General features: G+C 55.7%; 28 protein-coding genes and 2 rRNA genes. 12 read left to right on the top strand and 18 right to left on the bottom strand.

Translation table 11 applies throughout. The features are described from left to right. Positions 1-201: hypothetical protein (locus C4542_04990; GenBank protein RJO62130.1), on the bottom strand; the 201-nt coding region annotated here is incomplete at its 3' end. Between the two features lie 377 nt (positions 202-578). Here C4542_04990 and C4542_04985 point away from each other — a divergent pair. The 3 genes from C4542_04985 (at position 579) to C4542_04975 (ending at position 2,639) form a co-directional block, all read left to right on the top strand. Further along, the gene (locus tag C4542_04985) at positions 579-857 is read left to right on the top strand and encodes a hypothetical protein (GenBank protein ID RJO62129.1); all 279 of its coding nucleotides are present in this window, start codon (positions 579-581) and stop codon (positions 855-857) included. A gap of 91 nt (positions 858-948) precedes the next feature. Beyond that, positions 949-1,428 (top strand): hypothetical protein, encoded by a 480-nt coding sequence (locus C4542_04980; GenBank protein ID RJO62128.1) that lies wholly within the window; start codon positions 949-951, stop codon positions 1,426-1,428. 335 nt (positions 1,429-1,763) lie between these two features. Beyond that, a complete protein-coding gene (locus C4542_04975) occupies positions 1,764-2,639 on the top strand; it encodes an IS1595 family transposase (GenBank protein ID RJO62127.1) in 876 nt (291 codons plus the stop codon). Positions 2,640-2,734: 95 nt separating this feature from the next. Here the strand turns inward: C4542_04975 and C4542_04970 are convergent, their stop codons facing one another. Next, entirely contained in the window at positions 2,735-3,157 is a 423-nt protein-coding gene (locus C4542_04970; GenBank protein ID RJO62126.1) for a hypothetical protein, read from the bottom strand. A 51-nt stretch (positions 3,158-3,208) separates the two neighbouring features. Between C4542_04970 and C4542_04965 the strand changes: the two genes are divergently transcribed. After that, entirely contained in the window at positions 3,209-3,415 is a 207-nt protein-coding gene (locus C4542_04965) for a hypothetical protein (protein RJO62125.1), read from the top strand. A gap of 285 nt (positions 3,416-3,700) precedes the next feature. Here the strand turns inward: C4542_04965 and rrf are convergent. Next, positions 3,701-3,818 (bottom strand): 5S ribosomal RNA (rrf, locus tag C4542_04960). Positions 3,819-3,994: 176 nt separating this feature from the next. Next, positions 3,995-6,954, bottom strand: a 23S ribosomal RNA gene (locus C4542_04955). Here C4542_04955 and C4542_04950 point away from each other — a divergent pair. Beyond that, positions 6,949-7,176, top strand: a complete 228-nt coding sequence (locus C4542_04950; protein RJO62124.1) for a hypothetical protein — start codon at positions 6,949-6,951, stop codon at positions 7,174-7,176. The genes C4542_04955 and C4542_04950 overlap by 6 nt on opposite strands. 48 nt (positions 7,177-7,224) lie before the next feature. On the opposite strand, the gene C4542_04945 is transcribed toward C4542_04950, so the two are convergent. Continuing rightward, positions 7,225-7,545 carry a hypothetical protein gene (locus C4542_04945; protein ID RJO62123.1) on the bottom strand — a complete coding sequence of 107 codons (321 nt, stop codon included), beginning with the start codon at positions 7,543-7,545 and terminating at the stop codon, positions 7,225-7,227. Positions 7,546-7,592: 47 nt separating this feature from the next. On the opposite strand from C4542_04945, the gene C4542_04940 reads away from it, so the two are divergent. Next, positions 7,593-8,027 (top strand): YkgJ family cysteine cluster protein, encoded by a 435-nt coding sequence (locus tag C4542_04940; GenBank protein RJO62122.1) that lies wholly within the window; start codon positions 7,593-7,595, stop codon positions 8,025-8,027. A 183-nt stretch (positions 8,028-8,210) separates the two neighbouring features. Next, on the top strand, positions 8,211-8,609 hold the full coding sequence (locus tag C4542_04935; protein RJO62121.1) for a YkgJ family cysteine cluster protein: 399 nt from the start codon (positions 8,211-8,213) through the stop codon (positions 8,607-8,609). Positions 8,610-8,721: 112 nt separating this feature from the next. On the opposite strand, the gene C4542_04930 is transcribed toward C4542_04935, so the two are convergent. The 9 genes from C4542_04930 to holA all read right to left on the bottom strand — a co-directional run bounded on the left by C4542_04930 (position 8,722) and on the right by holA (position 18,022). Then, on the bottom strand, positions 8,722-9,861 hold the full coding sequence (locus tag C4542_04930) for an iron-containing alcohol dehydrogenase (GenBank protein RJO62120.1): 1,140 nt from the start codon (positions 9,859-9,861) through the stop codon (positions 8,722-8,724). Between the two features lie 24 nt (positions 9,862-9,885). Continuing rightward, a complete protein-coding gene (locus C4542_04925; protein ID RJO62119.1) occupies positions 9,886-11,058 on the bottom strand; it encodes a tRNA guanosine(34) transglycosylase Tgt in 1,173 nt (390 codons plus the stop codon). 13 nt (positions 11,059-11,071) lie between these two features. Continuing rightward, the gene (locus C4542_04920; GenBank protein ID RJO62118.1) at positions 11,072-11,929 is read right to left on the bottom strand and encodes a protoheme IX farnesyltransferase; all 858 of its coding nucleotides are present in this window, start codon (positions 11,927-11,929) and stop codon (positions 11,072-11,074) included. Positions 11,930-11,974: 45 nt separating this feature from the next. Beyond that, a complete protein-coding gene (ruvX, locus tag C4542_04915) occupies positions 11,975-12,394 on the bottom strand; it encodes a Holliday junction resolvase RuvX (GenBank protein RJO62132.1) in 420 nt (139 codons plus the stop codon). Between the two features lie 240 nt (positions 12,395-12,634). Continuing rightward, positions 12,635-15,256, bottom strand: a complete 2,622-nt coding sequence (locus C4542_04910) for an alanine--tRNA ligase (GenBank protein RJO62117.1) — start codon at positions 15,254-15,256, stop codon at positions 12,635-12,637. Between the two features lie 71 nt (positions 15,257-15,327). Further along, a complete protein-coding gene (locus C4542_04905) occupies positions 15,328-15,588 on the bottom strand; it encodes a hypothetical protein (protein RJO62116.1) in 261 nt (86 codons plus the stop codon). 2 nt (positions 15,589-15,590) lie between these two features. Then, positions 15,591-15,869 carry an AbrB/MazE/SpoVT family DNA-binding domain-containing protein gene (locus tag C4542_04900; protein RJO62131.1) on the bottom strand — a complete coding sequence of 93 codons (279 nt, stop codon included), beginning with the start codon at positions 15,867-15,869 and terminating at the stop codon, positions 15,591-15,593. Between the two features lie 80 nt (positions 15,870-15,949). Next, positions 15,950-16,810, bottom strand: coding sequence for a UTP--glucose-1-phosphate uridylyltransferase (gene galU, locus C4542_04895; GenBank protein ID RJO62115.1), 861 nt, complete (start codon positions 16,808-16,810; stop codon positions 15,950-15,952). 186 nt (positions 16,811-16,996) lie between these two features. After that, a complete protein-coding gene (gene holA / locus C4542_04890) occupies positions 16,997-18,022 on the bottom strand; it encodes a DNA polymerase III subunit delta (GenBank protein RJO62114.1) in 1,026 nt (341 codons plus the stop codon). 130 nt (positions 18,023-18,152) lie between these two features. On the opposite strand from holA, the gene C4542_04885 reads away from it, so the two are divergent. From C4542_04885 to ychF, 3 genes are all read left to right on the top strand, one after another. After that, on the top strand, positions 18,153-20,105 hold the full coding sequence (locus tag C4542_04885; GenBank protein RJO62113.1) for a hypothetical protein: 1,953 nt from the start codon (positions 18,153-18,155) through the stop codon (positions 20,103-20,105). A 278-nt stretch (positions 20,106-20,383) separates the two neighbouring features. Further along, the gene (locus C4542_04880; protein RJO62112.1) at positions 20,384-20,599 is read left to right on the top strand and encodes a hypothetical protein; all 216 of its coding nucleotides are present in this window, start codon (positions 20,384-20,386) and stop codon (positions 20,597-20,599) included. 1 nt (position 20,600) lies between these two features. Beyond that, positions 20,601-21,704 (top strand): redox-regulated ATPase YchF, encoded by a 1,104-nt coding sequence (ychF, locus tag C4542_04875; GenBank protein ID RJO62111.1) that lies wholly within the window; start codon positions 20,601-20,603, stop codon positions 21,702-21,704. 162 nt (positions 21,705-21,866) lie between these two features. Here ychF and C4542_04870 read toward each other — a convergent pair whose 3' ends face one another. The 4 genes from C4542_04870 to C4542_04855 form a co-directional block, all read right to left on the bottom strand. After that, complete coding sequence (locus C4542_04870; GenBank protein ID RJO62110.1) at positions 21,867-22,292, bottom strand: hypothetical protein; 426 nt, start codon at positions 22,290-22,292, stop codon at positions 21,867-21,869. Continuing rightward, positions 22,279-22,674, bottom strand: a complete 396-nt coding sequence (locus C4542_04865) for a hypothetical protein (protein ID RJO62109.1) — start codon at positions 22,672-22,674, stop codon at positions 22,279-22,281. The genes C4542_04870 and C4542_04865 overlap by 14 nt, the downstream gene beginning before the upstream one ends. Positions 22,675-23,095: 421 nt before the next feature. Next, positions 23,096-24,505 (bottom strand): NADPH-dependent glutamate synthase, encoded by a 1,410-nt coding sequence (gene gltA / locus C4542_04860; GenBank protein RJO62108.1) that lies wholly within the window; start codon positions 24,503-24,505, stop codon positions 23,096-23,098. After that, on the bottom strand, positions 24,505-25,359 hold the full coding sequence (locus tag C4542_04855) for a sulfide/dihydroorotate dehydrogenase-like FAD/NAD-binding protein (GenBank protein ID RJO62107.1): 855 nt from the start codon (positions 25,357-25,359) through the stop codon (positions 24,505-24,507). The genes gltA and C4542_04855 overlap by 1 nt, the downstream gene beginning before the upstream one ends. 272 nt (positions 25,360-25,631) lie before the next feature. Between C4542_04855 and C4542_04850 the strand changes: the two genes are divergently transcribed. Continuing rightward, entirely contained in the window at positions 25,632-25,913 is a 282-nt protein-coding gene (locus C4542_04850) for a hypothetical protein (GenBank protein RJO62106.1), read from the top strand. Between the two features lie 11 nt (positions 25,914-25,924). After that, positions 25,925-26,218 carry a hypothetical protein gene (locus tag C4542_04845; GenBank protein RJO62105.1) on the top strand — a complete coding sequence of 98 codons (294 nt, stop codon included), beginning with the start codon at positions 25,925-25,927 and terminating at the stop codon, positions 26,216-26,218. Positions 26,219-26,383: the final 165 nt, after the last annotated feature.

The following is a 26,383-nucleotide window of genomic DNA, read 5'->3' as shown; positions in this document are numbered from 1 at the left end:
GCTGGTGCCGGAGAGCAAATAGGAAGCGGCCTGCAGCAGCCCCAGGGCGAATTCGCCGTTCAGGCGCATGAATTCCAGCAGGTGCGCGGCGGCGGCATCCGCAGCCACGGCGGCCTCGTCGTAGTCAAGGCCGGGGCTCACGCGGGCGAGCTGTGCGGCGCGGATAAGGGCTTCGCGGCGTTCTTCCTGCAGTGACGGCATACTGCCACGATATACCTGCGAGAGGGGCGGGGTCAAATGCCACTTGTCATTCTGGAGGCCACAATGGGTGGCCGAAGAATCCGGGGCGGGGTGGCTCTCCCCTCTAAAACAATATTCGAGAGTGATTTTGCCATTTTACTGCCCAACAATGTTGACTTCCAAACCTTTAAGTGTTATCATATATTCTAGTTAGTTAGTTTGGTGTAATTGTAATGAAGTGCCCGGAATGTAGAAGTACTCGGTTGATTAAATTTGGTAAGAAATTTGCGAGAAATCCTCAAACTGGAAGAAGACATACTGTGCAGCAATACCAGTGTAAAAATTGCGGGAGAATCACGATAAACCCACGATATTAAAGCTGATCAAAGGAGGAGAATATGGCAATTGTTGTTGAAGAAATTATCGATGTCATTCAAGGTCTCGCGGCAGATACAGTTAGTCCATTCCCGGGGTTTTTTACGGTCATGACTGTTGCAAAAATCATGGCTACACGGGGGAACTTTACCGGAAAGGGTGCCCATGGTGACCCAACAGTTAGGCAGATGCAATATATAAGGGATTTAATTTCAAGAAGACCAGATCTCTTTGAACTGAAAAAGGTCAACGGAAAATTATTTTTTAGGCCCCGTCCGGTTCGTCGTATAACCCGTATCTAAATCTAACCACGATTAGGAAACGCTTTCCCTTTCCCCTCCCTCACGACAATCACCTCTTCCCTTTATAGAACGTTTGTGCTACTATAGCCGCATGAAACGAAAAGAAGTATCTAAGAGGAAGCCTGGTGCTCAGCCGGGCAACCAGAATGCCCGCACCCACGGCTTCTACGCCAGGGTTATGACCCCCGAAGACCGCGAGCTCTTCGAGGCGGCCGCCGCCCTGCACGGGCTGGATTATGAAATTGCCCTGCTGCGCATGAAGATTCTTTCCATCCTGGCGCACGACCCTCAGAACCACGCTGTACTGGTGATGGCCATAAACGCGCTTACGAAGCTGCTCAAAACGAAGCAGCAGATTGCCCCGACCGATATAGAGCAGTTTAAAAGAGCCGTGCAAAACGTGCTTGGCGACCGGGCTAGAACGCCGCTATTCGAACAGGCCCTGCATGAGGTCAACCATGGTTTGGCCGGCAGCGAGGCGACACCTGGTGTCTCTTCAAGCCATCTCTCCCTTGACGGGAGAGATAACCCTATCCTGAGCGAAGCGAATGGAAGTGAGGGTGAAAGTTAGGGGGCACTATGAGGAGTGTATTCAAATTGTCCGCTTACGGATACCAATCAGGCACGGAGGCCCATTCGCAAAAGCTCTTACCAAAAAACAAATCCGCGCCTGGGCCGTGACTGGCGCAGGGTATTCGTTCCCCTGGAATTTTTTTCTCCCCGAAACGAAAACCAATCGGCGTAGGGGCGAGGCATGCCTCGCCCTCGAGGAAGTCCGCCTGAGGCGGGGAGAATACACTCGAAACTAACTTCAAATCCCTCTCAATCTCCCTTTTCTAAAGGTAATTATCCCTTGACATCACCCTCTCCTTGTGCTATAGTAGATATAGATAAAGGAGAAAAGCCATGAATACCAAGCAGATTAAATTCACTAAAAAAGATTTCGCCAAGATGTTCCCCGATAACGATTCCTGCCTTGAATGGCTCAAGAACCATCTTTATCCAGACGGGATTTATTGCCCGATTTGCAAGCAGATTACACCTCATGCCAAATTGCGCCAGCGACCTGTTTATGCTTGCGATATTTGCAGACATCAAATCTCGCCATTGGCTTATACGATATTCCACAAGTCCACCACACCGCTTAAAACATGGTTTGAGGCTATCTTTGAAATGTCCACCACTAGAACGGGCTATTCTGCCAAAGCACTCCAAAGAAGCACTGGCGTAACTTATAAAACGGCGTGGCGAATGTTTAAGCAGATTCGTTCTATGCTCGGCGAGAACACGGGTAAAATGTTTGGCATGGTAGAGGCGGATGAAACCTACATAGGCGGAAAAGAAAAGAACAAACACGCCAGCAAGAGGATACAGAGCGGTAGAGGCACGATTGGCAAGCTGGCGGTCATGGGTGCTGTTGAACGCAATGGCAGAGTAACAACCGCACGGCTTCAAGGCACTACCATTCCCGAAATGCACAAGTTTATTTATGCCAATATAAGCCCTACTGCCACGCTGTACAGCGATGAACATTCTGGCTATGATGGGCTTAACGGCTATAACCATATCAGCGTCAAACATCATGCTGGCGAATACGTTAAAGGAACGGCTCACACCAATACCATTGAGGGCTTCTGGTCGCTGGTTAAGCGTGGCATATCTGGCGTTTATCATCATGTTAGCCCTGACTATCTACAAACCTATGTAAACGAATATTCATTCCGCTATAATCACCGCAAAGATGAACGGCCTATGTTCCACTCTTTTCTGAATCAGATTTAGGTTGCTCATTAACAGGCTGACACACTTTGCCAAGATTGGCTAGAAATTCCTCTTTGGTTATATCTTTTTTGACAACCCTGCGAGGTCTAGCCATCTTAGTGATTGTCCGTTCGTCCATTGCCATCTTTTTCGGCCTTTGAATGTCTTTGCGTTTTTTGTTGATTGGCAAATCCATTATGCACCTCTTTTGTTAATGACTTAATCGTTTTAGTTAGTTTGCCAATATCATCTTTTGTGGCCGTATTGTCCTTTGTCCCTTTCGCAAGATAGTTAAAGGCTAAATATATTGAAACGCAACCCAGTAAAATGCCAAAAACAAAAGCCAAACAAGCCAGAATAAAGACTACAGTAGCCATCATCCACAACCCCATAGTTGCAAAGCTGATGTACAACGCATAGAAAGAGACTGCTGTCGCCACAAGCCACAATGAAACAGTAAGGATGATTTGGATAATACCCCACCTAGAAGATGACGGTTTGTCGCTAAAGTGTTCAGCCCACCATGCCTTAATTGACATAGCCTAGAGTATAACACCTGTATTATTGACATGCTATAATGCTTTTTAGCTATGGATAAGATAGCCCCGCTCGTATTAGGCTTATTCGCCATGTATGTTGAAGATAAATTCCTAACCGAAGTATTTAAGACTTTTGGGCTGATATTGCAGGGCAATTTCGTGGGCAACTGGTTAGTATTTATCTTGCAGTTAATCTTTGCCATAGCTACCCCCTTTGGCATTATTGCCGTTTTTAGGAGCGCTTTTAGCAACGAGTGATTTCAAAAGCTTTTCTATGCTTATCAATTTGGCGGTGATAAAAAGAAGACAAATGAATACCCCACCTAAAGCCACGAATATATCTTGGCTAGTCATGGGGTTGCCTCTGACGTGATGTTAAGGGATAAGCACCTTTCTAAAGGGAGAGAAAAGCAACCGCCCCACCAGATGCTTCGGCCCGCCCAGGCGGGCCTCCAGCATGACAATTTTTGGGCAACAAAAAAGGCTTAACAGCCTTCTTGCGAAGAATCCTCAGATTGAAGCTCCAAGGATAAAGAAAAAGCCTCCTGGCAATGGCATATTTTCCGCAGGGAGTTGCCCCCCCAGTATCGTCTGCGCTAAGGCGTTTCACTGCCGTGTTCGGGATGGGAACGGGTGGTGCCACCTCGCTCTGATCACCAGAAGACTTTTTCGCTGTTAAGCCTATTTTTCAGTTGTTAAGATTGCTTCGTCGTCCTGATTATATCAGGACTTCTCGCAACGACGCTCACGCGCCGGTTTTTAATTGTACACCCTCACTCTTATCTCTCCCCTCAAGGGAGAGAGGACTGAAGGTAGTTGCTAATATCAACTTTGAAGCAGGTCAAGCCCTCGGTCATTAGTACCACTCAGCTGAACACCTTACGGTGCTTACACATGTGGCCTATCAAGCAGGTGGTCTACCTGCGACCTTACCCCCTCTTGCGAGGGATGGGAAACCTCATCTTGGGGCCGGCTTCACACTTAGATGCTTTCAGCGTTTATCCGAACCAAACTTGGCTACCCAGCGATGCCTCTGGCGAGACAACTGGCACACCATATGTTTGTTCACCTGGATCCTCTCGTACTACAGGTAACTCCCCTCAAGTTTCCATGCGCCCATCACGGATAGAGACCGACCTGTCTCACGACGGTCTGAACCCAGCTCGCGTGCCGCTTTAACCGGCGAACAGCCGGACCCTTGGGACCTTCTCCAGCCCCAGGATGCGACGAGCCGACATCGAGGTGCCAAACCTTGCCGTCGATATGAACTCTTGGGCAAGATAAGCCTGTTATCCCCGGGGTAGCTTTTATCCGTTAAGCTACGGCCCTTCCACACGGTACCGTAGGATCACTTTGCCCGACTTTCGTCCCTGCTCGACTTGTAAGTCTTGCAGTCAAGCCCCCTTATGCCAATGCACTCTACGGGTGATTTCCATCCACCCTGAGGGGACCTTTGGGCGCCTCCGTTACATTTTGGGAGGCGACCGCCCCAGTCAAACTGCCCACCAGCCACTGTCCCACGGCTTGCTCCGGGGTTAGAGGCTAGATTCACCAAGATTGGTATTTCACATTTCGGCTCCACCAGGGCTAGCGCCCCGGCTTCAAAGCCTCCCAACTATGCTACACATGGTAAAACCAGACTCAATGACAAGTTACAGTAAAGCTCCACGGGGTCTTTTTGTCCTGTGACGGGAAACCCGCATCTTCACGGGTATTTCAATTTCGCCGAGTCCCTCGTTAAGACAGCGCCCAAGTTGTTACACCATTCGTGCGGGTCGGAACTTACCCGACAAGGGACTTCGCTACCTTAGGACCGTTATAGTTACGGCCGCCGTTCACTGGGGCTTTCGTTCGGAGCTTCGCTTGCGCTAACCCCTCCCATTAACCTTCCAGCACTGGGCAGGTATCAGCCTGTATACATCAGCTTACGCTTTAGCACAGACCTGTGTTTTAGTTAAACAGTCACTTGGGCCCATTTATTGTAACCCTGATAAATCAGGGCACCCCTTCTTCCAAAGTTACGGGGCTAGATTGCCAAGTTCCTTAACGAGGGTTATCTCGATCACCTTGGGACTCTTATCCCCACCCACCAGAGTCGGTTTAGGTACGGGCGCTATGGTTTCAACGGCAACGAGGCTTTTCTAGGCAGCCTGGCGTTACTCGAATCGTCTTGAGTCTCCTCGCAACTTCCTCTCATTTTCAACTATATCCGGGGTGGATTTACCTGCCCCGGCATCATCTCCGTTGAGCGACACTCCATGTCCAATGGGAATGCTCGAACTAACCTCCTGCGTCACCCCTTTGCCTCCACCACAGCGGTACAGGAATAATAACCTGTTGTCCATCGCACTACGCCTTACGGCCTCGGCTTAGGCCCGACTAACCCTAAGCGGATTAACCTTGCTTAGGAAACCTCGGGTTTCCGGCGGATATGTTTCTCACATATCTTGCGCTACTCATGCCGACATTCTCACTTCTTAAAGCTCCACCGAACCTCACGATTCGACTTCGCTGCTAAAAGAACGCTCCCCTACCCATTCCGTAAACGGAATGCCGTAGCTTCGGTGACAGGCTTAGCCCCGTTGGGTTGTCGGCGCAGTACCACTCAACCAGTGAGCTGTTACGCACTCTTTAAAGGGTGGCTGCTTCTAAGCCAACCTCCTGGCTGTCTACGCAATTCTACTTCCTTTGCCACTTAGCCTGTTCTTAGGGACCTTAGCTGACGGTCTGGGCTGTTTCCCTCTCGACCACGGAGCTTAGCCCTCGTAGTCTCACTCCCGGACTAAGTTAGCGGCATTCGCAGTTTGATTGGAGTTGACAGGATACTCTCCCACCTATTCCATTCAGAGCTCTACCTCCGCTAACCACCATCCGAGGCTGTACCTCAATACATTTCGGGGAGAACCAGCTATCCCCGGGTTCGATTGGCATATCACCCCTATCCACAGCTCATCCGATAGCTTTGCAACGCTAAACGGTTCGGGCCTCCACTTCGAGATTATCGAAGCTTCACCCTGGCCATGGATAGCTCACCCGGCTTCGGGTCTAATCCGTGCAACCATAGTCGCCCTATTCAGACTCGCTTTCGCTTTGGCTCCGTGACTTAATCACTTAACCGGCTACACAGATTAACTCGTCGGCTCATTCTTCAATAGGCACGCCATTACCAGGACTTGCGTCCAGGCTCTGACTGCTTGTTGGCGCACGGTTTCAGGTCTATTTCACTCCGCTTTCGCGGTGCTTTTCACCTTTCCCTCACGGTACTTGTTCACTATCGGTCATCAAGGGTATTTAGCCTTACCGAGTGGTCTCGGCGGGTTCCCACAGGGTTCTTCGTGCCCCGTGGTACTCAAGAACAGGACTTGGAGCTTGCCTCTTTCGCCTACCGGACTATCACCGTCTGTGGTGGCTCTTTCCAGAGACCTTCTGCTAGAGTTGGGTTTGTAACTCCATGGCGCTTTCTGAACAACGCCCAATCCGTCTTACTACCCCGGATAAACATAGGCTCCAGAGCCACTAAGTTTACCCGGTTTAGGCTGTTCCCCGTTCGTTCGCCACTACTAAGGGAATAATGTATTTTCCTCGGGGTACTGAGATGTTTCACTTCCCCCACTTGCCCCCGCCTGGCCTATGTGTTGAGCCAGGGGTACACCGGTTTTGCCGGTGTGAGTTGCCTCATTCGGGAATCCCCGGTTAAAGCTTGCTAGACAGCTTACCGAGGCTTATCGCAGTCTTGCCACGCCCTTCGTCGGCCCTTGATGCCAAGGCATCCACCGTGCGCCTTGTTTTGCTTGACCTACTTCAAACTTGATATTAGCTTGTTTCTTATATATTCAGTTGTTAAATCGGATAGAGGCATAAAGAAAGTGGCCTGGCGCATGCACCAAGCCACCGCTCGGTTTTTCACCGGTAATTACCTTTATGTATCTATCGTCAACATAATCGCCCGTTTTCACAAGGCAAAAGTAATAATACCATCAGCACAAAATCTTGTCAATAGCGAAAAGAGGCGTAAATAGCCAGCGTGTCAAGATGTTGGAGGGGTTTTGGAAAATAATTTTTCGGATTCAGGCGCGCCTCAGGCGGGTAACGATATATCTGACGGCGAATCCGAATGCCACTCCGATGAAAACGGATATGAAAAGCCGGGGCAGATTGTCTCCGTGCTCCCCGATAAGGATTCTCAGGTATTTGTCTAAAAACTCCTCGGGCCCCAGAGGCGACCATGGGAAAAACGAGGTATAGAGAATAGCCAGCGCCAGAGGTATCACAATTGACGCGGAAACAGTGACTATAACAGCCAGAGCAGGAGCCTTGATTTTTGTGGCCGCTACAAAGGAGACCGCAGCCAGCCAGGCCACAATTGCCAGTAATATGCCGATGTTCATTATGAAGATTATAGCAGGCTAACGGCCTGTGATTGAAACCAGACACTTTGAGTCAGTACTCGATTTTCTTCTATAATACCTCCATGCCAAGCGTCAGGATATCCGAGCTCATAGCCACGCAGGAGGTAGTCGACGCCTTCCGTGCGGCTTTTGCGTGCAGGCACTGCGGGACTTGCTGCACCGGGTTCAAGGGTGTCAAGCTGAAAAAGGGGGAACTGGAACTCCTGCCCGTGCCTCAAAACGAACGCATGGACGTCTTCGAGCTGTTCGACGACACTTATTATATGAAAGAGCCGTGCCGCTTTTACGACGCCTCTAAGGCGAAATGTACTATATATAGTGACCGCCCGGAGACCTGCCGCAACTTCCCGCTGTACAACCAGCGCTGCGATGACGGTCTGGTGCATCTGGGAGTCTGCGACAGGTGTGAAGCCGCGCTCGACACCCTGGCTGAGCTTGAGGTGGAGTTCCTGGGGAGATAGGTTTCTTCTCTCCCCTTGCGGGAGAGATAGAGTGAGGGGTAGAGTTATCGCCCAAAGCCTCACCCTCACACATTCGCTTTGCTCAGTGCAGGCTCTTAATCCTCTCCCTCAAGGGCGAGGAAATCAATAAGGAAGCCCTGGCCGAGGTGGAAGTGGAGTTCCTGAGGAGATAAATCTGCCGCCATGCCGAAGAACCGCATATCCGGGCTGATAGCCACACAGGAGGCAGTCGAATCATTCCGCCGCTGTTTCGCCTGCCGGCGCTGCGGCGCATGCTGCACGCAGTTCGACGGCGTCAGGGTGACCACAGCCGAAATGAAGCGCCTCGACATCCCCCGTAACGAATGGGGCGACACCTTCTCGGTGATGGGCAGTACATATTATATGAAGCAGCCCTGCCGCTTTTTCAGCGCGGGCAAGTCCGGATGCACTATATACAATGCCAGGCCTGAGACCTGCCGTCGCTTCCCCATGTACGCCATAAAGTGCGACGACGGGTTGTTACACCTGGCCGTTTCCGAGATCTGCCCGGCAGCCGTAGAGGCGCTGGCGGAGGTGGAGGTGGAGTGGTTGGGGAGATGAATTGCTATGCGGATGCTTAATTCAGAGAGAACTAGAATGGGCCGCTTGAGATTCTAAATAAATAAACTTCCCCGACCTTACGGTCGGGGAATTAAGTATGGAAAGTTAAACGTCACCACGCCTCCCCGTAAATCGCCGCGATAGCCGCTTTATCCAGCTTCTTGGGGTGCGCCGCCAGCCAGGGGGCCGTTTTCAGCGCGTTGGCAGCCAGGTCGTTCAACTTGTCCTTTTCCACGCCCAGGTCGCGCAGTTTAAGGTTCATATTGCAGGCTTTGAGCCAGTCCTCGACTGCCTTGATACCGTCCTTTTTGCCGAAAACATTGCAGGCCAGCTTGTCGAGCCGGTCCTGCCGGATGTCGGCTAGAGACCGCAGCCATGCCGGCAGCAAAGCTGCCAGGCCGTCCCCGTGCGCCATGTCGTACATCCCGCTCAGCGGATGTTCGATGCCGTGCATGGTCATGGCACCGTCCCCGCCACCCAAGCCCGCGAAAGCCGAGCAGGCGATGGTGCTGGCCCAGGATAGCTGCGAGCGCGCATCCAGATCATCCAGCTTTTTTAGGACGCGCGGCAGGTAGTCCACCACCAGTTTCATGCTGGTTTCCACGATGCCGTCGGTGAGGGGCTGGGGATTGCCCGCCGTTATGTAAGGCTCTACCAGGTGGCAGAATATATCCACGCCACCCTGTGCCGTGGGTCTGGCAGGAAGCGTAAGTGTCAGTTCCGGGTCGACGATGGAGACGGCGGGATAGGCGCAGCGGTCGGAGAGGACACACTTGTCATGCGTCTCCCAGTTGGTGATGACCGCCCCGCAATTGGATTCCGAGCCGCTGGCAGCCACGGTGGGAACGGTGATGAGCTTCGGAACGTCGCCCGCGATTTTCTGGCGCGTCTCGATGTAGTGCCAGACCGGCTTGCCGCCGATGGCGGCTACCACGATGCCCTTGGCCGCATCCATGGCGCTGCCGCCGCCCAGCGCGATGACGACGTCCAGCTTTTTCTCGCGGACGATGGCCGCGCCTTCATCCACGGTGGAGGAGCGGGGGTTGGGCTCGATTTTATCGAAGACGGCCACCGCAACGCCGTGCTTATCCAGGTCGGCTACGGCGCGGTCAAGCAGGCCGCTCCTGCGCATCGAGCCTTTACCGGTGACGAGCAGGGCATTCTTGCCGATTCGCGCGGCCTCTTTGCCGAGCTGGCCGAAGCCCCCGGTGCCCGAAATTATTTTGGTCGGTATATAGAACGTAGTAATCATGGAAATATTATAGCAGGGAAGATTTTAATCTATCGCCGGCTTGCGCGCCTTGATCCACTTCTGCTTCTGCTCCAGGCGCACGCCCTCGTCAGTGGTCTGGTAGCCGGATAGAAAATCTTTCTTGAAACCCTCGAACGAGCCGTTAAGGATAGACGAGCGGACGTCCCCCATGAGTCGAGCCATAAACCGCAGGTTGTGGATGGTGGCCAAACGGTAGGCCAGCAGTTCCTGCGCGCGGAAAAGGTGGCTGACGTAGGCTGCCGAGAAGTGGGCGCAGGTGTAGCAGTCGCAGCCTCGCTCTACGGGAGAATCCATCTCGCGGAAAACGGCGTTATCGATGTTGACCCGCCCTCGGCGGGTGAAAAGCGCTCCGTTGCGCGCCACGCGCGTGGGCAGCACGCAGTCCATCATATCAACGCCCAGCCCCACCGCCTCCACCACGTCCTCTGGCGAGCCCACGCCCATCAGGTAGCGCGGCCTGTCCTGCGGCAGATACTGGAGCGTTGTGCGCGCCGTCTCCCAGGTAAGCTCTTTGGGTTCGCCCAGACTCAGGCCCCCCAGCGCGTAGCCGGGAAAATCCAGCGAGGTGAGGTACTCGGCGGACTGCCTGCGCAGTTCCGGCGAGAAGCCGCCCTGCACGATAGCAAAAAGCTGCTGGTCCGCCCTCTTATGAGCGGCCAGACTTCTCTCCGCCCAGCGGTGCGTGCGCTCCATAGCCTGGCGTACTTGAGAAAGGGGAGCATCGGAAGGTGAGGGTTCGTCCAGCACCATGGCGATATCCGAACCCAGCCCCTCCTGGAGAGCTACAGCTATTTCGGGCGTGATGAAGTGGGTCGAACCGTCGATATGCGAGCGGAAGGTGACGCCTTCGTCGGTAACTTTGGAAAGAGCCGACAGGCTGAACACCTGGTAGCCGCCCGAATCGGTGAGGATGGCCCCGTCCCGGTCCATAAAGCGATGCAACCCGCCCAGCTTTTTGATGACCTCAATGCCCGGTCTGAGGTAGAGGTGGTAGGTGTTGCAGAGGATGAGCCGCGCGCCGAGCGTATTTATCTCGTCCGGCGTGAGGGTTTTGACCGTGGCCTGGCTGCCCACCGGCATGAAGACGGGGGTGGGAATGACGCCGTGCGCCGTGACGAGTTCACCGGCGCGGGCTGAGGCGGAGGAAGGATGCTTGACCAGTCGGAAATTGTCCATTGCTCTGCCCGTCTTAACCCACCCAGATACTTATGCACATCGCCACGAAAATCAAGCCCAAGTAAGGAAAGCTCGATAGCTTGTAGAGCTTCCAGGCGTCTTTGGACGTGTGCGAGGACACCAGCCTCGCAGTTGCAAAGAGCATGGCCGCTCCGAGGATTACAGCCACAAGCAGATAAAGCAGGTTGAAGCCCGCCACGTAATAAAGGCTGACCGCCGCCACGTTCAGCACCAGTGCGAAAACCAACAGCACCAGGACAGCCGTGCGCACCGAAACGTTCATGGGGAAAAATGTAATTCCCGCGCCTATGTAATCGTCTCTGTGGGAGACCATCACGCTCCACACATGCAAAGGCAGCCAGGCGCAGATAAGCAGGCAGAGCAGCCCCGCTTCCAGTGTGAAGTGCGGATTTACGGCAAACCAGCCCATCAGCACCGGGGCGCAACTGGCGATGGCCCCCTGCGGGAAAACGCAGATGACTCGTTTGCGAAAGACGGCGGCGGCAACCGTGCCCGCGAGGTCGGCGGCGAAGGCATACGGGTGCACCACCCAGGCCAGTGCCAGACCCAGAGAGATAAGACTGAGAGACCAGGCCAGCACCTTCCACGGGGGCTGGATGCGCTTCGTTGGCAGCACGCGCCCGCAGGTGCGCCGCATGCGGGCGTCCACATCGCGGTCGAGGTAGTTGGTCAGGCCATTGGCTCCGGCGGAGGCAATGAGGATGGTTAAAGTCGCCAGAAAGAGAGTGCCGATTGGCGGATGTCCCTGCGCTCCGATGATGACGGAACACAGGCCGATGAAACCCAGCAGGAGCGTCTCGCGGGGTTTTAAGACTTCAATGTAGTTTTTAACAGTAGAGGTAAAAGGCATGGCAGCGTATTTTATACCAAACTCAGTTCTACCTCAAAAGGAGAGTTAGGACATCTTAGCCTGTCGCGACGAAGCCTCATCGAGGTAGGACTGTAAAATGACGGCGGCGGCGATGGCGTCGTCCTTCTTGAAGCGGTCCTTCTTCCTCCCGGTCTCACTCATATACTCGCGCGCCGTGACGGTGCTGAAGCGCTCGTCAACCATTTCTAGCGGTATGGAAAGGGCAGCCTGGAGACGAGAGGCAAACGCCTTTACTTTTTCCGCCTGCATGCCGGTCTCACCGGACAGCGATAGGGGCAACCCGACCAGAAGTTTCCCGGCCTTGTGCTCGTTAACCAGGTTGGCGACACTCTGTAGGTCCGAAGCCTCGTTCAAGCGTTTTATGATGGTTAGCGGGCTGGCCAGCATCTCAAGTGGATCGGATAAGGCCACCCCGATGCGGCTGTCGCCTACGTCCAGAGCCATAATGCGCAAATCAGACCTCGCAAGGACTATCTAACTATCTTCTCTCCCTTGAGGGGAGAGACAAGAGTGAGGGTGAGAGTCAGGGAGTCTGCCCCCTCACCTTATTCCTCTCCCCCAAGGGGAGAGGAAATCTCATTCGCTCCGGGCACGGCGCGCCGTGCCCCTACAGAACTCCTTGAATGTCAATGCGATTGCTTCGTCGTCCGCCTCGGACGGACTCCTCGCAACGACGGCTAGGGCTTACTTCTTTTTCAACAACCCCGGCACCGCCGAGATTGCCTCGTCCAGTTTAGAGACGTCCTTGCCGCCGCCCTGAGCCAGTCCCGGTTTGCCGCCACCACCGCCCCCCGTGATGGCCGCCACCTGGCGTATGAGGTTGCCGGCGTGATAACCCTTGGCCGTCAAGTCGGGTGTTACCGAAACCACAAAGTACGGCTTTTCGTCGCTCACCGTGCCGAGCACCACCACCGCGCTGCCCAGCTTGTTCGTCAGAGCGTCGGCTACCTCGCGCACGGTCTCCGGGCGGGCGGGCTTGACGCGCACAGCCAGCAGCTTCACTCCATCGACATCTACGGCGTGAGTAAGCAGAGCGGACACGTCCTTGAGCGCCGCCTCGCGCTCCATGATTTCGGCGCGCTTGATCTCGGCATCGCGGCTGGCCAGCAGGGCCTGCACCTTCTGCATGACGCCTTCGGGCGCGCTGTCCAGCAGCTTGCCGAGCGACTGGAGCGTGTTGATGCTCGCAACGGCTATCCTCATCGCCTCACGCCCCGTAACTGCCTCGATGCGGCGCAGGCCGGAACCCACGCTGGCCTCGCTGACAATCTGGAATATCCCTATCTCGCCCGTGGCCGCAACGTGCGTGCCGCCGCACAACTCGGTGCTGATGGCTGGACGTCCGATTGATAAGACCCGCACCACGTCGCCGTATTTTTCATCAAAAAGGGCGATAGCCCCGGAGACAACAGCCTCTTTATACGACATCTGTTTGTCATACACCGGGTGGTTATGGCGCACCTCGGCATTGACGATATCCTGAATTTTATCTATCTCCTCAGCAGCCAGAGGAGCGAGGTGCGAGAAATCGAAGCGTAACCTAAGCGGCTCCACCAGCGAGCCCCTCTGCTGCACGTGCTCGCCCAGCACCTGCCTCAAGGCGTAGTGCAAGAGGTGTGTGGCGGTATGGTTGCGCGCGATGTCAGCGCGCCGCGCGGGGTCAACCTCGGCAATCACAGCGTCGCCGACCGCAAAGCTTCCCTCGGCCACATAGCCCTGATGCAGAGTGGTGTGTGCGCCCAGTTTAATCGTATTGGTGACCGTAAACAGCCCACCTTCAGCCTTTATCTGCCCTGTGTCTCCGACCTGACCGCCCATCTCGGCGTAGAAGGGGGTGTCCTCAAGGACAATGCCCGCCTTCTGGTCCGTGGCAATTTCGTTGACGCCTTCGTTGGCCACGATTATACCTGCGACGCGCGTGCTTTCCTTGAGCCCGGCATAGCCCGTGAAGCGCGTGGGCTCAAACTCGCCGGTAAATTTGGCGCCGCCCTTTTCGCCCCCGCCGAACTTGTGGGCGGAGCGTGCCTTTTCGCGCTGCTTGTCCATCTCGCGCTCGAAGCCCTCGATATCCACCTCGAAACCGCGTGACGAAGCAATTTCCCGAGTGATTTCCACCGGGAATCCATAGGTATCATAGAGTTTGAAAGCGGCCTCGCCGGTGATGCGCATGCGGACCTTGGTTTCCTCGCGCGCCATTATCTCGTCCAGCAGGTCGAGGCCAGTGCTAAGCGTCTCTTCAAAGCGCTCTTCTTCGCTCCTGACGACGTCCAGGATGAAGGCCCTGCGCTTGACCAATTCGAGATAGACCTTGCCCATCTGCTCAATGGTGGCTGCCGCCATATCTACCAAGAAGGGTTTGTCCAGACCCAGCCTCCGTCCGAACAGCACGCCGCGCCGGAGTAAACGTCTGAGCACATATCCGCGCCCCTCGTTGGAGGGCAGCACGCCGTCGGCGATGAGGAAGGCAACAGCCCGCCCGTGCTCGGCCACCACGCGCATGGAGCGGTCGTCCTCCGCATTCGCACCGTACTTCTTGCCCGTGATTTCCGACGCGCGCTTGAGCAGAGGCTGGAATATATCGGTTAGATAGACGGTATTCTTGCCCTGCATGACAGCGGTGACGCGCTCCAGCCCCATGCCGGTATCTATATTGGGTTTGGGGAGCGGCGTCCTGTTTCCCTGCTTGTCCTGGTTGTACTGCATGAAAACCAGGTTCCATATCTCGCAGAAGCGCCCGCACTTGCAGGAGGGGTTGCAATCGGGCTTGCCGCATCCGGCAGCCTCGCCGAAGTCGTAATGTATTTCGCTGCACGGGCCGCAGGGGCCGGAATCCCCGGCGGGGCCCCAGAAATTGTCCTCCTCGCCTAAACGCACGATGCGCTCGGCTGGCACGCCCATCTTGCGCCAGAGTTGCATGGCCTCATCGTCATCCAGATAGACGGTTGTCCATAGCCGCTCTTTAGGGATTCCCAGGCGCACGGTAATGAACTCCCAAGCAAAGGCGACGGCCTCGGCCTTGAAGTAGTCGCCGACCGAGAAGTTGCCCAGCATCTCGAAAAAGGTCAGGTGGCTGGCGTCTCCCACGGACTCTATATCGGTGGTGCGGAAGCACTTCTGGCAGGAGGCGAGGCGCGTGTGGGGCGGCTTGGCCTGCCCCATGAAATAGGGCTTGAGCTGCACCATGCCCGCCGTGGTGAGGAGGAGGGTGGGGTCGCCGTGCGGGATGAGAGAGGAAGAAGGGATGACCTTGTGCCCCCTTTCCTCGAAATAGGCCAGAAACTTGGCGCGGATTTCGTCACCAGTCAAAGCAGTCACCTGTTCCCATATAAATTATAGAAGATTGTAAATTAAGGGGGCGGGACTGTCAAAGCACCAATTCATGGATTTTTTAGAACTCGGTCGTGTTCCCCAACGTTACGCAAGAGGATGACATTACCCTTCATTTCAAAGGTCATGCGGACCCTTTTAGAAGAGCGAGCTTCCCATATGTTTCGACAACCTTCCATTTTCTTCACGTAGAGGCTCGAATACTTTGGGTTATCGCCCAGTAGATTTAGGGCTTTAAGAACTCCGCGCTTTTCATCAGCAGTTAATTTGTCGTATGCTGCTTCAAATTGCTCGGTAAAGTAAAGCTCCACAGCTATTTTTTGTCCTCAAGATACTTAACAGCAGCAGCTGCTGACTTGAAGGACTTTACACGCCCGGCTTTGATATCCTCATCCGCTTTGCGCTCGCCTTTCTGCCATTCTTCGGCCCAGAAGTAAGCCTGATCGGCATCCACTAATTTTTTAGGGGTCAGAACTATATGCCCTTCATCGTTTAACTCAATTTCTACAAAGTCACCGGGTTGCATATTGGTTTTATTACGAATCTCTTTGGGTAGAGTAACCTGTCCCCCGCTTGTGAGTTTAGTTAGTATAGCCACGAATGCCTCCTTGTATTATTGGCGTAATATGCCATTGTGCCAATATTATATCATATTGGTAGTTACGGGGCAACCTAAATCATCCTTCGCAGCTTCTCCCGCAGCGCATCCCCGAACTCCGGGTTCTTCAGCCCGAAAGCCATCTGCGCCTCCACCCACCCCACCGGATTGCCCGCATCGAAGCGCCGGCCCTCGAACTCCAGCGCGTATATAGATTGCGTTTTCAGCAGCAGGGACGCCGCGTCGGTGAGTTGTATCTCGCCCTGGCTGCCCGGCCTGGTTGTTTCGATGGCATCGAAAATCTCCGGCGTGAGGATATAGCGCCCCACGATGCCGAGTGAAGAGGGGGCCGTCTCGGGGGTTGGTTTTTCCACCAGCGCCAGCACCTTGTGCACGCGCGGGCTCACCGTTTCGGGGCGGATAACCCCGTAGCGCTGTATCTCCGGCGTATCGATAGACTCCACCGCCACTACGCTTGACTCATATTTTTTAGAAACCTTGAGCATTTGCGCCAGCACCGGCTCACGGGCATCCACCACGTCGTCGGGCAGTATCACGGCGAAGGGCTCATTGCCTACCACCTTTTTGGCCATCAGCACGGCATGCCCCAGCCCCCGCCGCTCGGATTGCATCACGTAAGTTATGTCAGCCAGGTTATCCAGCCGCGCCATCTCGTCGGCCAGTTTGGTTCCGCCTCTTTCTTGGAGGAACGCACGCAACTCTGGTGCGGCTTTGAAATAATCGGGGATGGCGTGCCTGCCTTCTGCTATCACGATAACGATTTCCTCTATGCCGGAGTTGACCGCTTCCTCCACGGCGTACTGGATGAGGGGCTTGTTGATGAGGGGCAGCAGCTCCTTGGGATAGGCGCGGGTCACGGGCAGAAAACGCGTGCCCCATCCCGCCGCCGGTATTACCGCTTTGCGTACTTCCATGAGGGCCTCCTGGATGCAAAATCCTAAATTCTAATATCTAAATCCTAAACAAAATCAAACCACAAATTTCAAAATCCATTTTATAATTTTGAGTTTTGTGCTTGGTGCTTATTTAGTATTTGGAATTTAGTGCTTGGTATTTCGAGCATCTTCAAGGGAGAATAGCTGGCTGATAAATTTAACATTTCATTTATTCTGCGAACAGAGTTCAGACACCAGGATAGTCAGCGCCAGCTCATCGTCATATTTGCCGGTCTTGATGGCCAGGTCTGTATCGAGCAGCCGGTGATAGAAATCCTTCAAGCGCGACATGGTATAGCGCGATGCCTGCTCCAGCGTCTTGCGGAAGGGAAATTCGCCCAACCCCAGCGCCCCCTGTATGGCACTCTCGGACTGCCCCGAGTTTTTGAGTTCCTTGGCGCGGACGAGGAGCCGTAGCTGTCTTGCCAGCATCACTAGCACGTAGCTGGGCGCGGCCCCGCTTTCCAGCATCTCGTTCATGGTCTGGTTGGCCAGGCCGAGCCTGCCGTCAACGATGGCATCCACCAGCGTGAATATGCTGGCCTCGCGTGAAAGGCCCACCAGCTTTTTAACGTCTTCGGCCTCGATGGAGCGCTCCCCGGCGTAGAGCACCAGCTTTTCTATTTCGCCCTTCATCACCCACAGGTCGCTGCCCACCAGCCGAACGAGATTTTTGAGCGCATCCTCAGAGATTGTTCCCCCCGCCTGAGAGACGCGTTTTTTAGCCCAGCTCTCGAGCTGCATGCCCTTGAGGGGGGCAAACAGGCGAATATCGGCTTTGGGGGAGATTTCCTTGAGCAGTACGTTCGACTTGCCGATTTCGCCGTTCAGCAGGACGAGTATGCTGCTTTCGGGCGTGGCGTTGATGAGGGATGCAAAAGTCTTGTGCAGCTCGGCTTCACTCTCTTTAGGAGGTCTGGCCGCTTTTTTGGCCGCGCCGCGCTTTTCTTTTGGTTCAAAACGCCCCAGCAGGCCGTCGATTATCACCAGCCGCTTTTCGCCGAAGAAAGGCACGGACTGCACGGCGCACTCGAGCTCCTCGGTGCGTAACTTGGCCCCTTCCAGACGCGTGGTGTTGGCCGAAAGCATGGAGGCATCGCCCAGCCCCTTTTTTATCTCGTCGAGGGCTTCGTGGATGGAAAAATCGTCGGCGCCGTAAAAGACGTGTATCAAGTAAAACTCCCGAGCCATTGTAACATAGTCGCTAGAGGCTGGACTATATGGACATCCTTCCGAAAAGCCTGCCCTTTACACAATCTTTAGCGCATGGCATTATAATAGTCGGTAATTGATTAAAATTAGAAATCGGAAGGTATCTATTATGAGACGTTCCCTTGCCATCATCGGTCTCTTTATCACTGCGGCCTTGCTGGCCCTGGCGGTTCCGGCGCTGGCCGCCGACACGGCCAATATCTGGAGCGCCGCGCCTATCAGCCCGGCCAACAACCTCATCAACGTATGGGGGAGTTCACAGAACGACGTTTTCGCCGTGGGGGCTAAAGGCACCATTTGGCATTACGACGGCGCCGCCTGGAAACCCATGTACAGCGGCATAAACAAAACACTTTTCAGTGTTTGGGGCAGCTCGCCGGGCGATGTCTACGCCGCCGGGGAAGCGGGCATTCTCTTGCATTACGACGGCAGCTCGTGGAACGCTCTCACCTCCAACACGACCAACGACCTTTACGGCATATGGGGCAGCTCGGCCTCGAACATCCTGGCCGTGGGGGCTAAAGGCACCGTGCTGAATTATTCCGGCGGCAGCTGGGCCGCCCAGACCAGCGGCAGCACCAGCTACCTGCTGGCCATCTGGGGCAGTTCGCCGAGCGACGTCTTCGCCGCGGGCGTCGACGGGACTATCCTGCACTATAACGGGACGGCGTGGTCCGCCCAGGCCAGCGGCACGACAAACGACCTTACCGCCCTCTGGGGCTCTTCCGCAGGAGACGTCTTCGCTCTGGGCATCTCGGGGACAATACTGCATTATAACGGGACGGCTTGGGCCCCCCAGACCAGCGGCACCACTAAAGACCTGCACCGTCTGTGGGGTTCGCCGGGTTCGAGCGTATTCGCCGCCGGCAACAGCGGCACTATATTGCGTTACGACGGCACGGGCTGGAATACATCGTCCAGCGGCGTCAGCAAAAACCTTACGGGTGTCTGGGGCAGCTCGGCCTCCAGCGTGCTGGCTGTAGGCAGCGCAGGCACCATCCTGAAATACGACGGCAGCGCCTGGAGCGCGGTGACGAACAATGCCCCGGACGATATCACGGCCGTATGGGGAATATCAACCTCCAGCGTTTTTGCCTTAAGCTCCTCCGGGAACGTTTACAGTTACGACGGCACCATCTGGACCGTGGAGTCGCTTAGCGCCAGGAATGCCCTGCGCGGCATCTGGGGAAGTGCGGCCAGCGACGTCTTTATCGTGGGTACAGGCGGCCTCGTCATGCACTACGACGGCAAAGCCTGGACAGTTATGAACAGCGGCGTATCGAGCGACTTTTACTCCGTCTGGGGGAATTCCGCCACTGACGTGTACGCGGTGGGCGCGGGCGGGGCAATGCAACACTATGACGGCACCTCCTGGACGGCGGCCACCAGCGGCACCACCAAAGACCTGTATGCCATTTGGAGCAGTTCGACCTCCGGCCTGTTCGCCGTGGGAGACAGCGGCGTCATTTTGCAACTCACCAATGGTGTCTGGTCGGCCATGACCGGCGGCAGCACTAACAGGCTAGCCGCCATCTGGGCCAGCGCCGCGAGCGATGTCTTCGCCGCTGGAGTAAGCGGCACCATTCTACACTATGACGGCACAGCCTGGACGGCCATGACCAGCGGCAGCACATCGGATTTGAATGTGGTTTGGGGCCTGTCAGCTACCAACGTTTATGCCGCGGGCAGTGGCGGCGCTATCCTGCACTACGACGGTGCAAAATGGACGTCTTTAGCCAGCGGTACTACCGATACGCTCATGTCAGTCTGGGGCGATTCCGCCAGCAGCATATACGCGGCGGGAGCGGGGGGTACCGTATTGAAGTTCGGCCCGCCGCCTACTACCACACCTCCGACGACTACACCCGCGACAACAGTACCTGCAACAACCACTCCGGCGGCGACAGATACCACGATTATCCCGCCCCCTCTGACTACCACGCCCCCCCCGACAAGCGGACTAGATGCGGGCGAGATCGCCTTAATTGTGGTGGGAGCCATCATTTTGATCTTCATCATCGCCTCGATGTTGCGCGGACGCTCGACGGGTTCAAAACGTTAGCACCCTATAAAACTCGACAACACTATGAAGAGGGAGGGGTAAAATCTTCCCTCTTTTATTTCCTTTCGCAGAGGGGAGAATCAAGCCTCTCCCGCATCACCGCCGTCGTTGCGAGCCCCGATGTAATCGTGGCGAAGCAATCTTTCTCGAATAGTCCGCCGGTCATCGCCAGAGGATTGCTGCCTTCGCCACTGATAGCTGACCGCTGATTGCACCTCCTTTCTTGCAGTCCCGCGCGTCTGATAGTAAAATGGGGCAAACGTTAAGGAGAAAATAATATGCCCGAACCTATCCTCACCGAAATCAAAAAGCTTACGGCCATCGCCACCGATATGGACCTCTCCGGCGGCCTGCGCTCAAACGCCATCAAGAACATGGGCAACATCGGCACGCGCGACGCGCTTTTAGCCCTGCTGGAGCTGGCCGCCAACGAGAAACTCAACGCCGGCGAAAGAAAACTGGCCCTCAAGCAGGCCGAGAAAATTATCAAATAGCATGAGTCTGGGAATCGGCATCATCGGGCTTTCCGGCAGCGGCCGCACCACCGTCTTCAACGCCCTCACCGGCAACAAGGCGGAGACGGGCGGATACGGAGCGGCTTCGGCGGCGCACGTTGGCATGGCCAGGGTGCCGGACGCGCGCCTGGACGTCCTCACAGGAATGTTCCAGCCTAAGAAAACCGTACATGCCGAGATCCAGTACCTCGACATCGGCGCCTCCGTCAAGGCCCTAGCCAAGGGCGGCGGCACGGCGGGGCAGCTTTTGACTCAGCTTGCCGGTGTGGACGCGCTGCTCAACGTGGTGCGCGCCTTCGAAGACCCGGCCATCCCCCACCCCTCGGGCAGCATCGACGTGGCGCGCGACATCTCGGACATGAACCTCGAAGTCACCTTTTCCGACCTGGCCATCATCGAAAAACGCTTCAACCGCATCGCCTCGTCCATACGCGGGGCCAAGCCGGAGGAGAAGCCCCGCTTGCTGGCGGAGCAGGAGCTGATGCACCGCCTGCGCGACGAGCTTGAAAAGGACATCCCCATCCGCGAGCAGAAGCTGACCGAGGAGGAAGAGCGCCTGCTGGTGGGCTATCAGTTCCTCTCGGCCAAACCGCTCATCACGCTGGTCAACATCGGCGAGGCTGACCTGCCGAAGTCGAAGCAGATGGAGACGGAGCTCAACCAGAAGTTCGCCCAGCCGCGCCACCGCGTCATCGTGCTGTGCGGCAAGCTGGAAATGGACCTGTCGGGGCTGGACGAAGCCTCGACAAAGGAATTCCTCAAGGAGTACGGGCTGGAGCAGACCGGGCTCGAGCGCGTCATACACACATCGTACGACCTGCTCGGACTCATATCGTTCCTCACCGTCGGGCCGGACGAGGTGCGCGCCTGGCCCATAACCAAGGGCTCGAACGCGCAGAAGGCCGCCGGCAAGATACACTCCGACATCGAGCGCGGCTTCATCCGCGCCGAGGTCATCGGATATAAAGAGCTGCTGGAGTGCCAGACGCTGACCGAGGCCAAGAAGCGCGGGCAGCTGAGGCTGGAAGGCAAGACGTACACCGTGCAGGACGGAGACGTGATCAACTTCCTGTTTAACGTGTAAACGAATATCTTCTATCGAAAAGTCCTCTCCGAATCATGGAGAGGCTTTTTATTTCGTCTCAACCCCCGTCAGCAGGTTAGTGCTGATGAACAGATACCCGTCTTAAAACAAAAAGGCGGCAGGTTCTTCGCCTGCCGCCTCGGTCTTAATTACCTGATCTGGTTACTGTGCCCCATCTTCCTCATCGGATGAGCCGGACTGTTTTATTCGCTTGATGACGTAGTCTATGGTGGCTTTCTTGCGGTTCACGTACATCTTAACCAGAATGTTGATAAACCTGGCGAACGCCAACACGAAGAAAATGAAATATACCGCCTGCCAGGTGCTGGAAGACAGAGGGCCGATGTCTTTGAATTGTGTCAATAGCAGCGTGGACAGGAACGAGAGCGTCAGCGTGCCGGCTCCGAGCCATTCCGCGCGTGAGTTGAGCGTTTCGCGGTGCTGGATGAGCGCCAGCCTCAGCTTGTCCTCGGTGGTAAGCACGACATCCTGCGTCAGGTTTTTATGGATGACGACCTCTCCCTGGAAGTCCTCCTGGTCCAGCTCGATGACGGCGCGTTTCTGGGGAGCGGGTCTAGGCGTGGTCACTGTCGCTCACCTCCTCCCCCTTGTAAACGGTGTACTGCAGGGTCTTGTCGGGGCTGCCCTGCAGCGTGTAGACGCGCAACTGCACGTAAAGGCGTCGCCCTTCGTACTTGCCGATGCGCATGGGCTTGATAGTGCCCGCGCCGAAACGGTCGTCGAAATTGTAGAGCGTCAACTGGAGAGTCCCCGGTTCGGGAACGCTGCTTTCCACGGAGGTGTCGCGGCCTTCTTCGCCGGCCTTGAACTCGAAAACAATCCTGATTCCCAGGTCCGGGTAGTGCAGAGAGATGGGACTGCCGGAGAAGGATATGACGGTGCCGGAGTCGATGACTTCCGCCGGGCCCGACATTACTGTTTTAGCAAAATATACATGTTCTTCGCTCATCCCCGCCTCCTTTTCATTTGTTGGACTAGTATATATTTTTCGGCTGGCGTGGGCAATAGACAGGCATCATACTTGTCGTTGCAAGGAGTCCGCCTGAGGCGGATAGAGCCTGTCCTGAGCAGAGCGAGGGAAAGCAATCATAATGGACAGTAATCCTTGAATCAGTCTTTTTCCCAGGGGAAGACCCTGCAAAAGGGGGCGGACCAGATCTGTCCCGAGCACAGCCGAGGGGACTATCCCGAGCCCTCTTAACAATTTTTCCTTCGAATTGTAAAACCGGGGCGCCAAGAGGGGTGCAGACCCCTCTTGAAAAATCTTTTTAATTTAATTTCCCCTTCCCGGTCGGGAAGGGGATAAAGGGGATAGGCCTTACGGATTACCCCCAACAGAGTGATATTGGATTCTAGTCCTGAGGTGAATATCAGGCCGGAGTCTGTTCCACTCCGCGCAGGTAGCGGTCCATGTCGGCGGCGGCGCGTTTGGCGGCGCCCATAGCCGAAATGACGGTGGCCGAGCCGGTAACCACGTCTCCGCCGGCCCACACGCCGGCTTTATTGGTCCTGCCGGTAGCTTCGCTGGCGACCACAGTGCCGTGGTGGCTGACATGGAGCCCTGAAGTGGTCTGGGCTATGAGCGGGTTGGGCGTGGTCCCCAGCGCTACCACCGCCACGTCGCAATCCATCGTAAAAGCACTGTCGGGCTTGGGAATGGGGCGGTGCCTGCCGCTGGCGTCGGGTTCGCCCAGCTCCATCTCGATGCACTCCATGCCTAGGAGTTGATGCTTGGCATCTCCCAGGAATTTCGTCGGGTTGGTCAGGAAGCGGAATTTGATGCCCTCTTCTTTGGCATTCTCGACTTCCTCGCGGCGGGCCGGTAACTCGACCTCGGAGCGGCGATAGACGATGGAGACTTCGTCGGCGCCCAGCCTGAGGGCGCAGCGGGCGGCGTCCATGGCCACGTTGCCGCCGCCGATGACGGCCACCTTTTTGCCTATCTTCACCGGCGTATCGAACTCCGGGAAACGGTAGGCCTTCATCAGATTGACGCGCGTCAGGAACTCGTTGGCCGAGTAAACCCCGCTGAGGTTCTCGCCGGGAACCCTCAAAAAGAGCGGCAACCCCGCCCCGGTGCCCAGGAAGACGGCATCATAACCTTGAGAGAGGAGTTCATCCACATTATCAATCTTGCCGACGACGGCATTCAGTTCGAGCTCCACACCCAGGGAGCGGACGTATTCCACTTCGCCCTGCACTATGTCCTTGGGCAGCCTGAACTCGGGGATGCCGTACATCAGCACGCCGCCGGCCACGTGCAGGGCCTCGAACATGGTGACCTTGTGCCCCAGCCTGGCCATCTCGGCGGCGCAGGTAAGACCGGCCGGCCCTGAGCCGACCACCGCCACCTTCTTGCCGCTCGGAGGAGCTATCACAGTTTTTTCAGATGAAGGATGGTCTCTTTCCCAGTCGGCCACGTAGCGCTCCAGCCGGCCGATGGCGATGGGAGCTTTCTGTTTCGCCAGCAGGCAGACGGCCTCGCACTGGGTCTCCTGCGGGCAGACTCGCCCGCAAACGCCGGGCAGAGCGTTTTTCTCTTTGAGCACCCTGGCAGCGCGCGGCAGGTCGTTTTCACGCAGGGCCATGATGAAAGCCGGGATGTCGATGCCCACGGGGCAGCCGCCGATGCAATACTTTTTCGGGCAGTTCAGGCAGCGGCTGGCTTCAAAGGCAGTCAAATCGGGCGTATAGCCCAGAGCCACTTCTTCAAAATTTTTGGCCCGCGCCTCGGGACTCTGGCGGGGCATGTCCTTGCGGTCCAGGTTAGCTTTAGCCATCAGCGAGCCTCCTGAGCGCAAGCGCCCCGCTGGCACTGCCACTGCGCCAGCGAACTGGCCTCTTGTTCCAGATAGGTGCGCTGGCGCGCCATCAGCTCGTCCCAGTCTACTTCGTGACCGTCGAAGTCCGGTCCGTCCACGCAGGCAAAACGGGTGACGCCGCCTACGCTCACGCGGCAGCAGCCGCACATACCCGTGCCGTCAACCATAATGGGGTTGAGACTGACGATGGTCTTAACTTTAAAGGGTTCCGACGTCTTGGAGCTGAATTTCATCATGACGGTCGGGCCGATGGCGATGACGCGGGTAACGCCGTTTCCTTCTTTAGCCAGTATGTCGCGCAGGGGTTCGGTCACCAGCCCCTTGCGGCCATTGGAGCCGTCGTCGGTGATGACGATAAGTTCGTCGCTGTAGCGCCCCACCTCTTTTTCCCAGAAAAGCAGGCTCTGGGAGCGCGCGCCCATGATGGTGATGACGCGGTTGCCGGCTTCTTTGAGGGCGCGGGCGATGGGCATGATGGTGGCGACGGCGAAGCCGCCCGCCACGCAGACGACGGTGCCGTAGTTCTCGATATGCGTGGGCAGTCCCAGCGGCCCGGCGAAGTCAGTCAGCGCATCTCCAGCCTGGAGCAGAGCCAGCTTTTTTGTAGTGAGGCCGACTTCCATGAAGACGACCGTCACGCTGCCTTCGTCCTTGTTCCAGTCGGCCAGCGTCAGCGGGATGCGCTCGCCGTTTTCACCCTGGCGCAGTATGACGAACTGCCCGGCGCGGGCTTTGGCCGCCACGCGGGGCGCATCTATTTTGAACAGGTGAATATTGGGGGTGAGGTCCTGTCTTTCCAAAATCCGATACAAAAAATACTACCCCCTTATACTGATTTATCATGGAAAAAGAGGGTTGGGCTCACCAAGGCGCCCAACGATTATATACTTTAACATTTTTGACCGGAGGATTTCAAATCATCGATTGCGACCATGCCGGAGGCTAGGTATTCGCACGAGCCAACGAAACGCCGGTGCTGGATTTTTGGCGCATCCGGGGTTGAGTGGGTTCTCCTCGCCTGAAATGAGAATGTGGGATATTCCCACTTGACATTTATTCCCACATACATTACAATACACATGTCATGAATCCGATAATTAAGAACTCTGATTTTCAAAAGGTGGCTTCAAGCGTCAAGCCGGATGCCAAAAACCGCGTGCTGTTGAAAAAGAATTTGCTCAAGGAAGACACTAGCTATCACATCTATGTCAACCGCCTCGGGCAAATTGTGCTGGATCCACAGGCTTCCATTCCGGCCTACGAAGCCTGGCTTTTCAACAATCCCGAAGCTATCGCCTCGGTGCGCCGTGGTCTTAACCAGGCGGCACAGGGCAAAATTGCCAGAGTGGATATTAAAAACCTTTAGGTTACAGCATCTTGTTCGAAATTTACTGGACGGCCGAAGCCAGGGCGAATTACGACTCGCTGAAAGGCAACGCCGCTCATCTTAAACAGTATAAAGCCGTCAGGAAAAGCATCAATCTCCTAGCGCAAGACCCGCGCCATCCAGGACTTCAGACTCATGAATACGACACTTTAAAGGGGCCTGCTGGCGAGAAGGTGTTCGAGGCGTACGCCGAGCAGAATACGCCGGCAGCCTACCGTGTTTTCTGGTATTACGGCACGTCCAGAGGAATTCTCACCATCATCGCTATCACTCCCCATCCGTAATATCCCTTCCCTTGTATATCATGCTGGAAAGTCAATACTCTCCCACCACGACAATCCCCCTCCCCCCTGCAAAAGTTCAGAAACATATTGGACTCTCTGGGGGGTGAAGATGGGGAGTCCGGATGAAGCAAATCTATGTAGAAAGTTATTACCGGAGCGGCTATA

It is taken from the genome of Dehalococcoidia bacterium (genome assembly GCA_003597995.1).
Lineage (GTDB): Bacteria > Chloroflexota > Dehalococcoidia > Dehalococcoidales > UBA1222 > SURF-27.
Note: the sequence above shows the minus strand (reverse complement) of the source record. Positions and strands in the feature narration are given on the sequence as shown.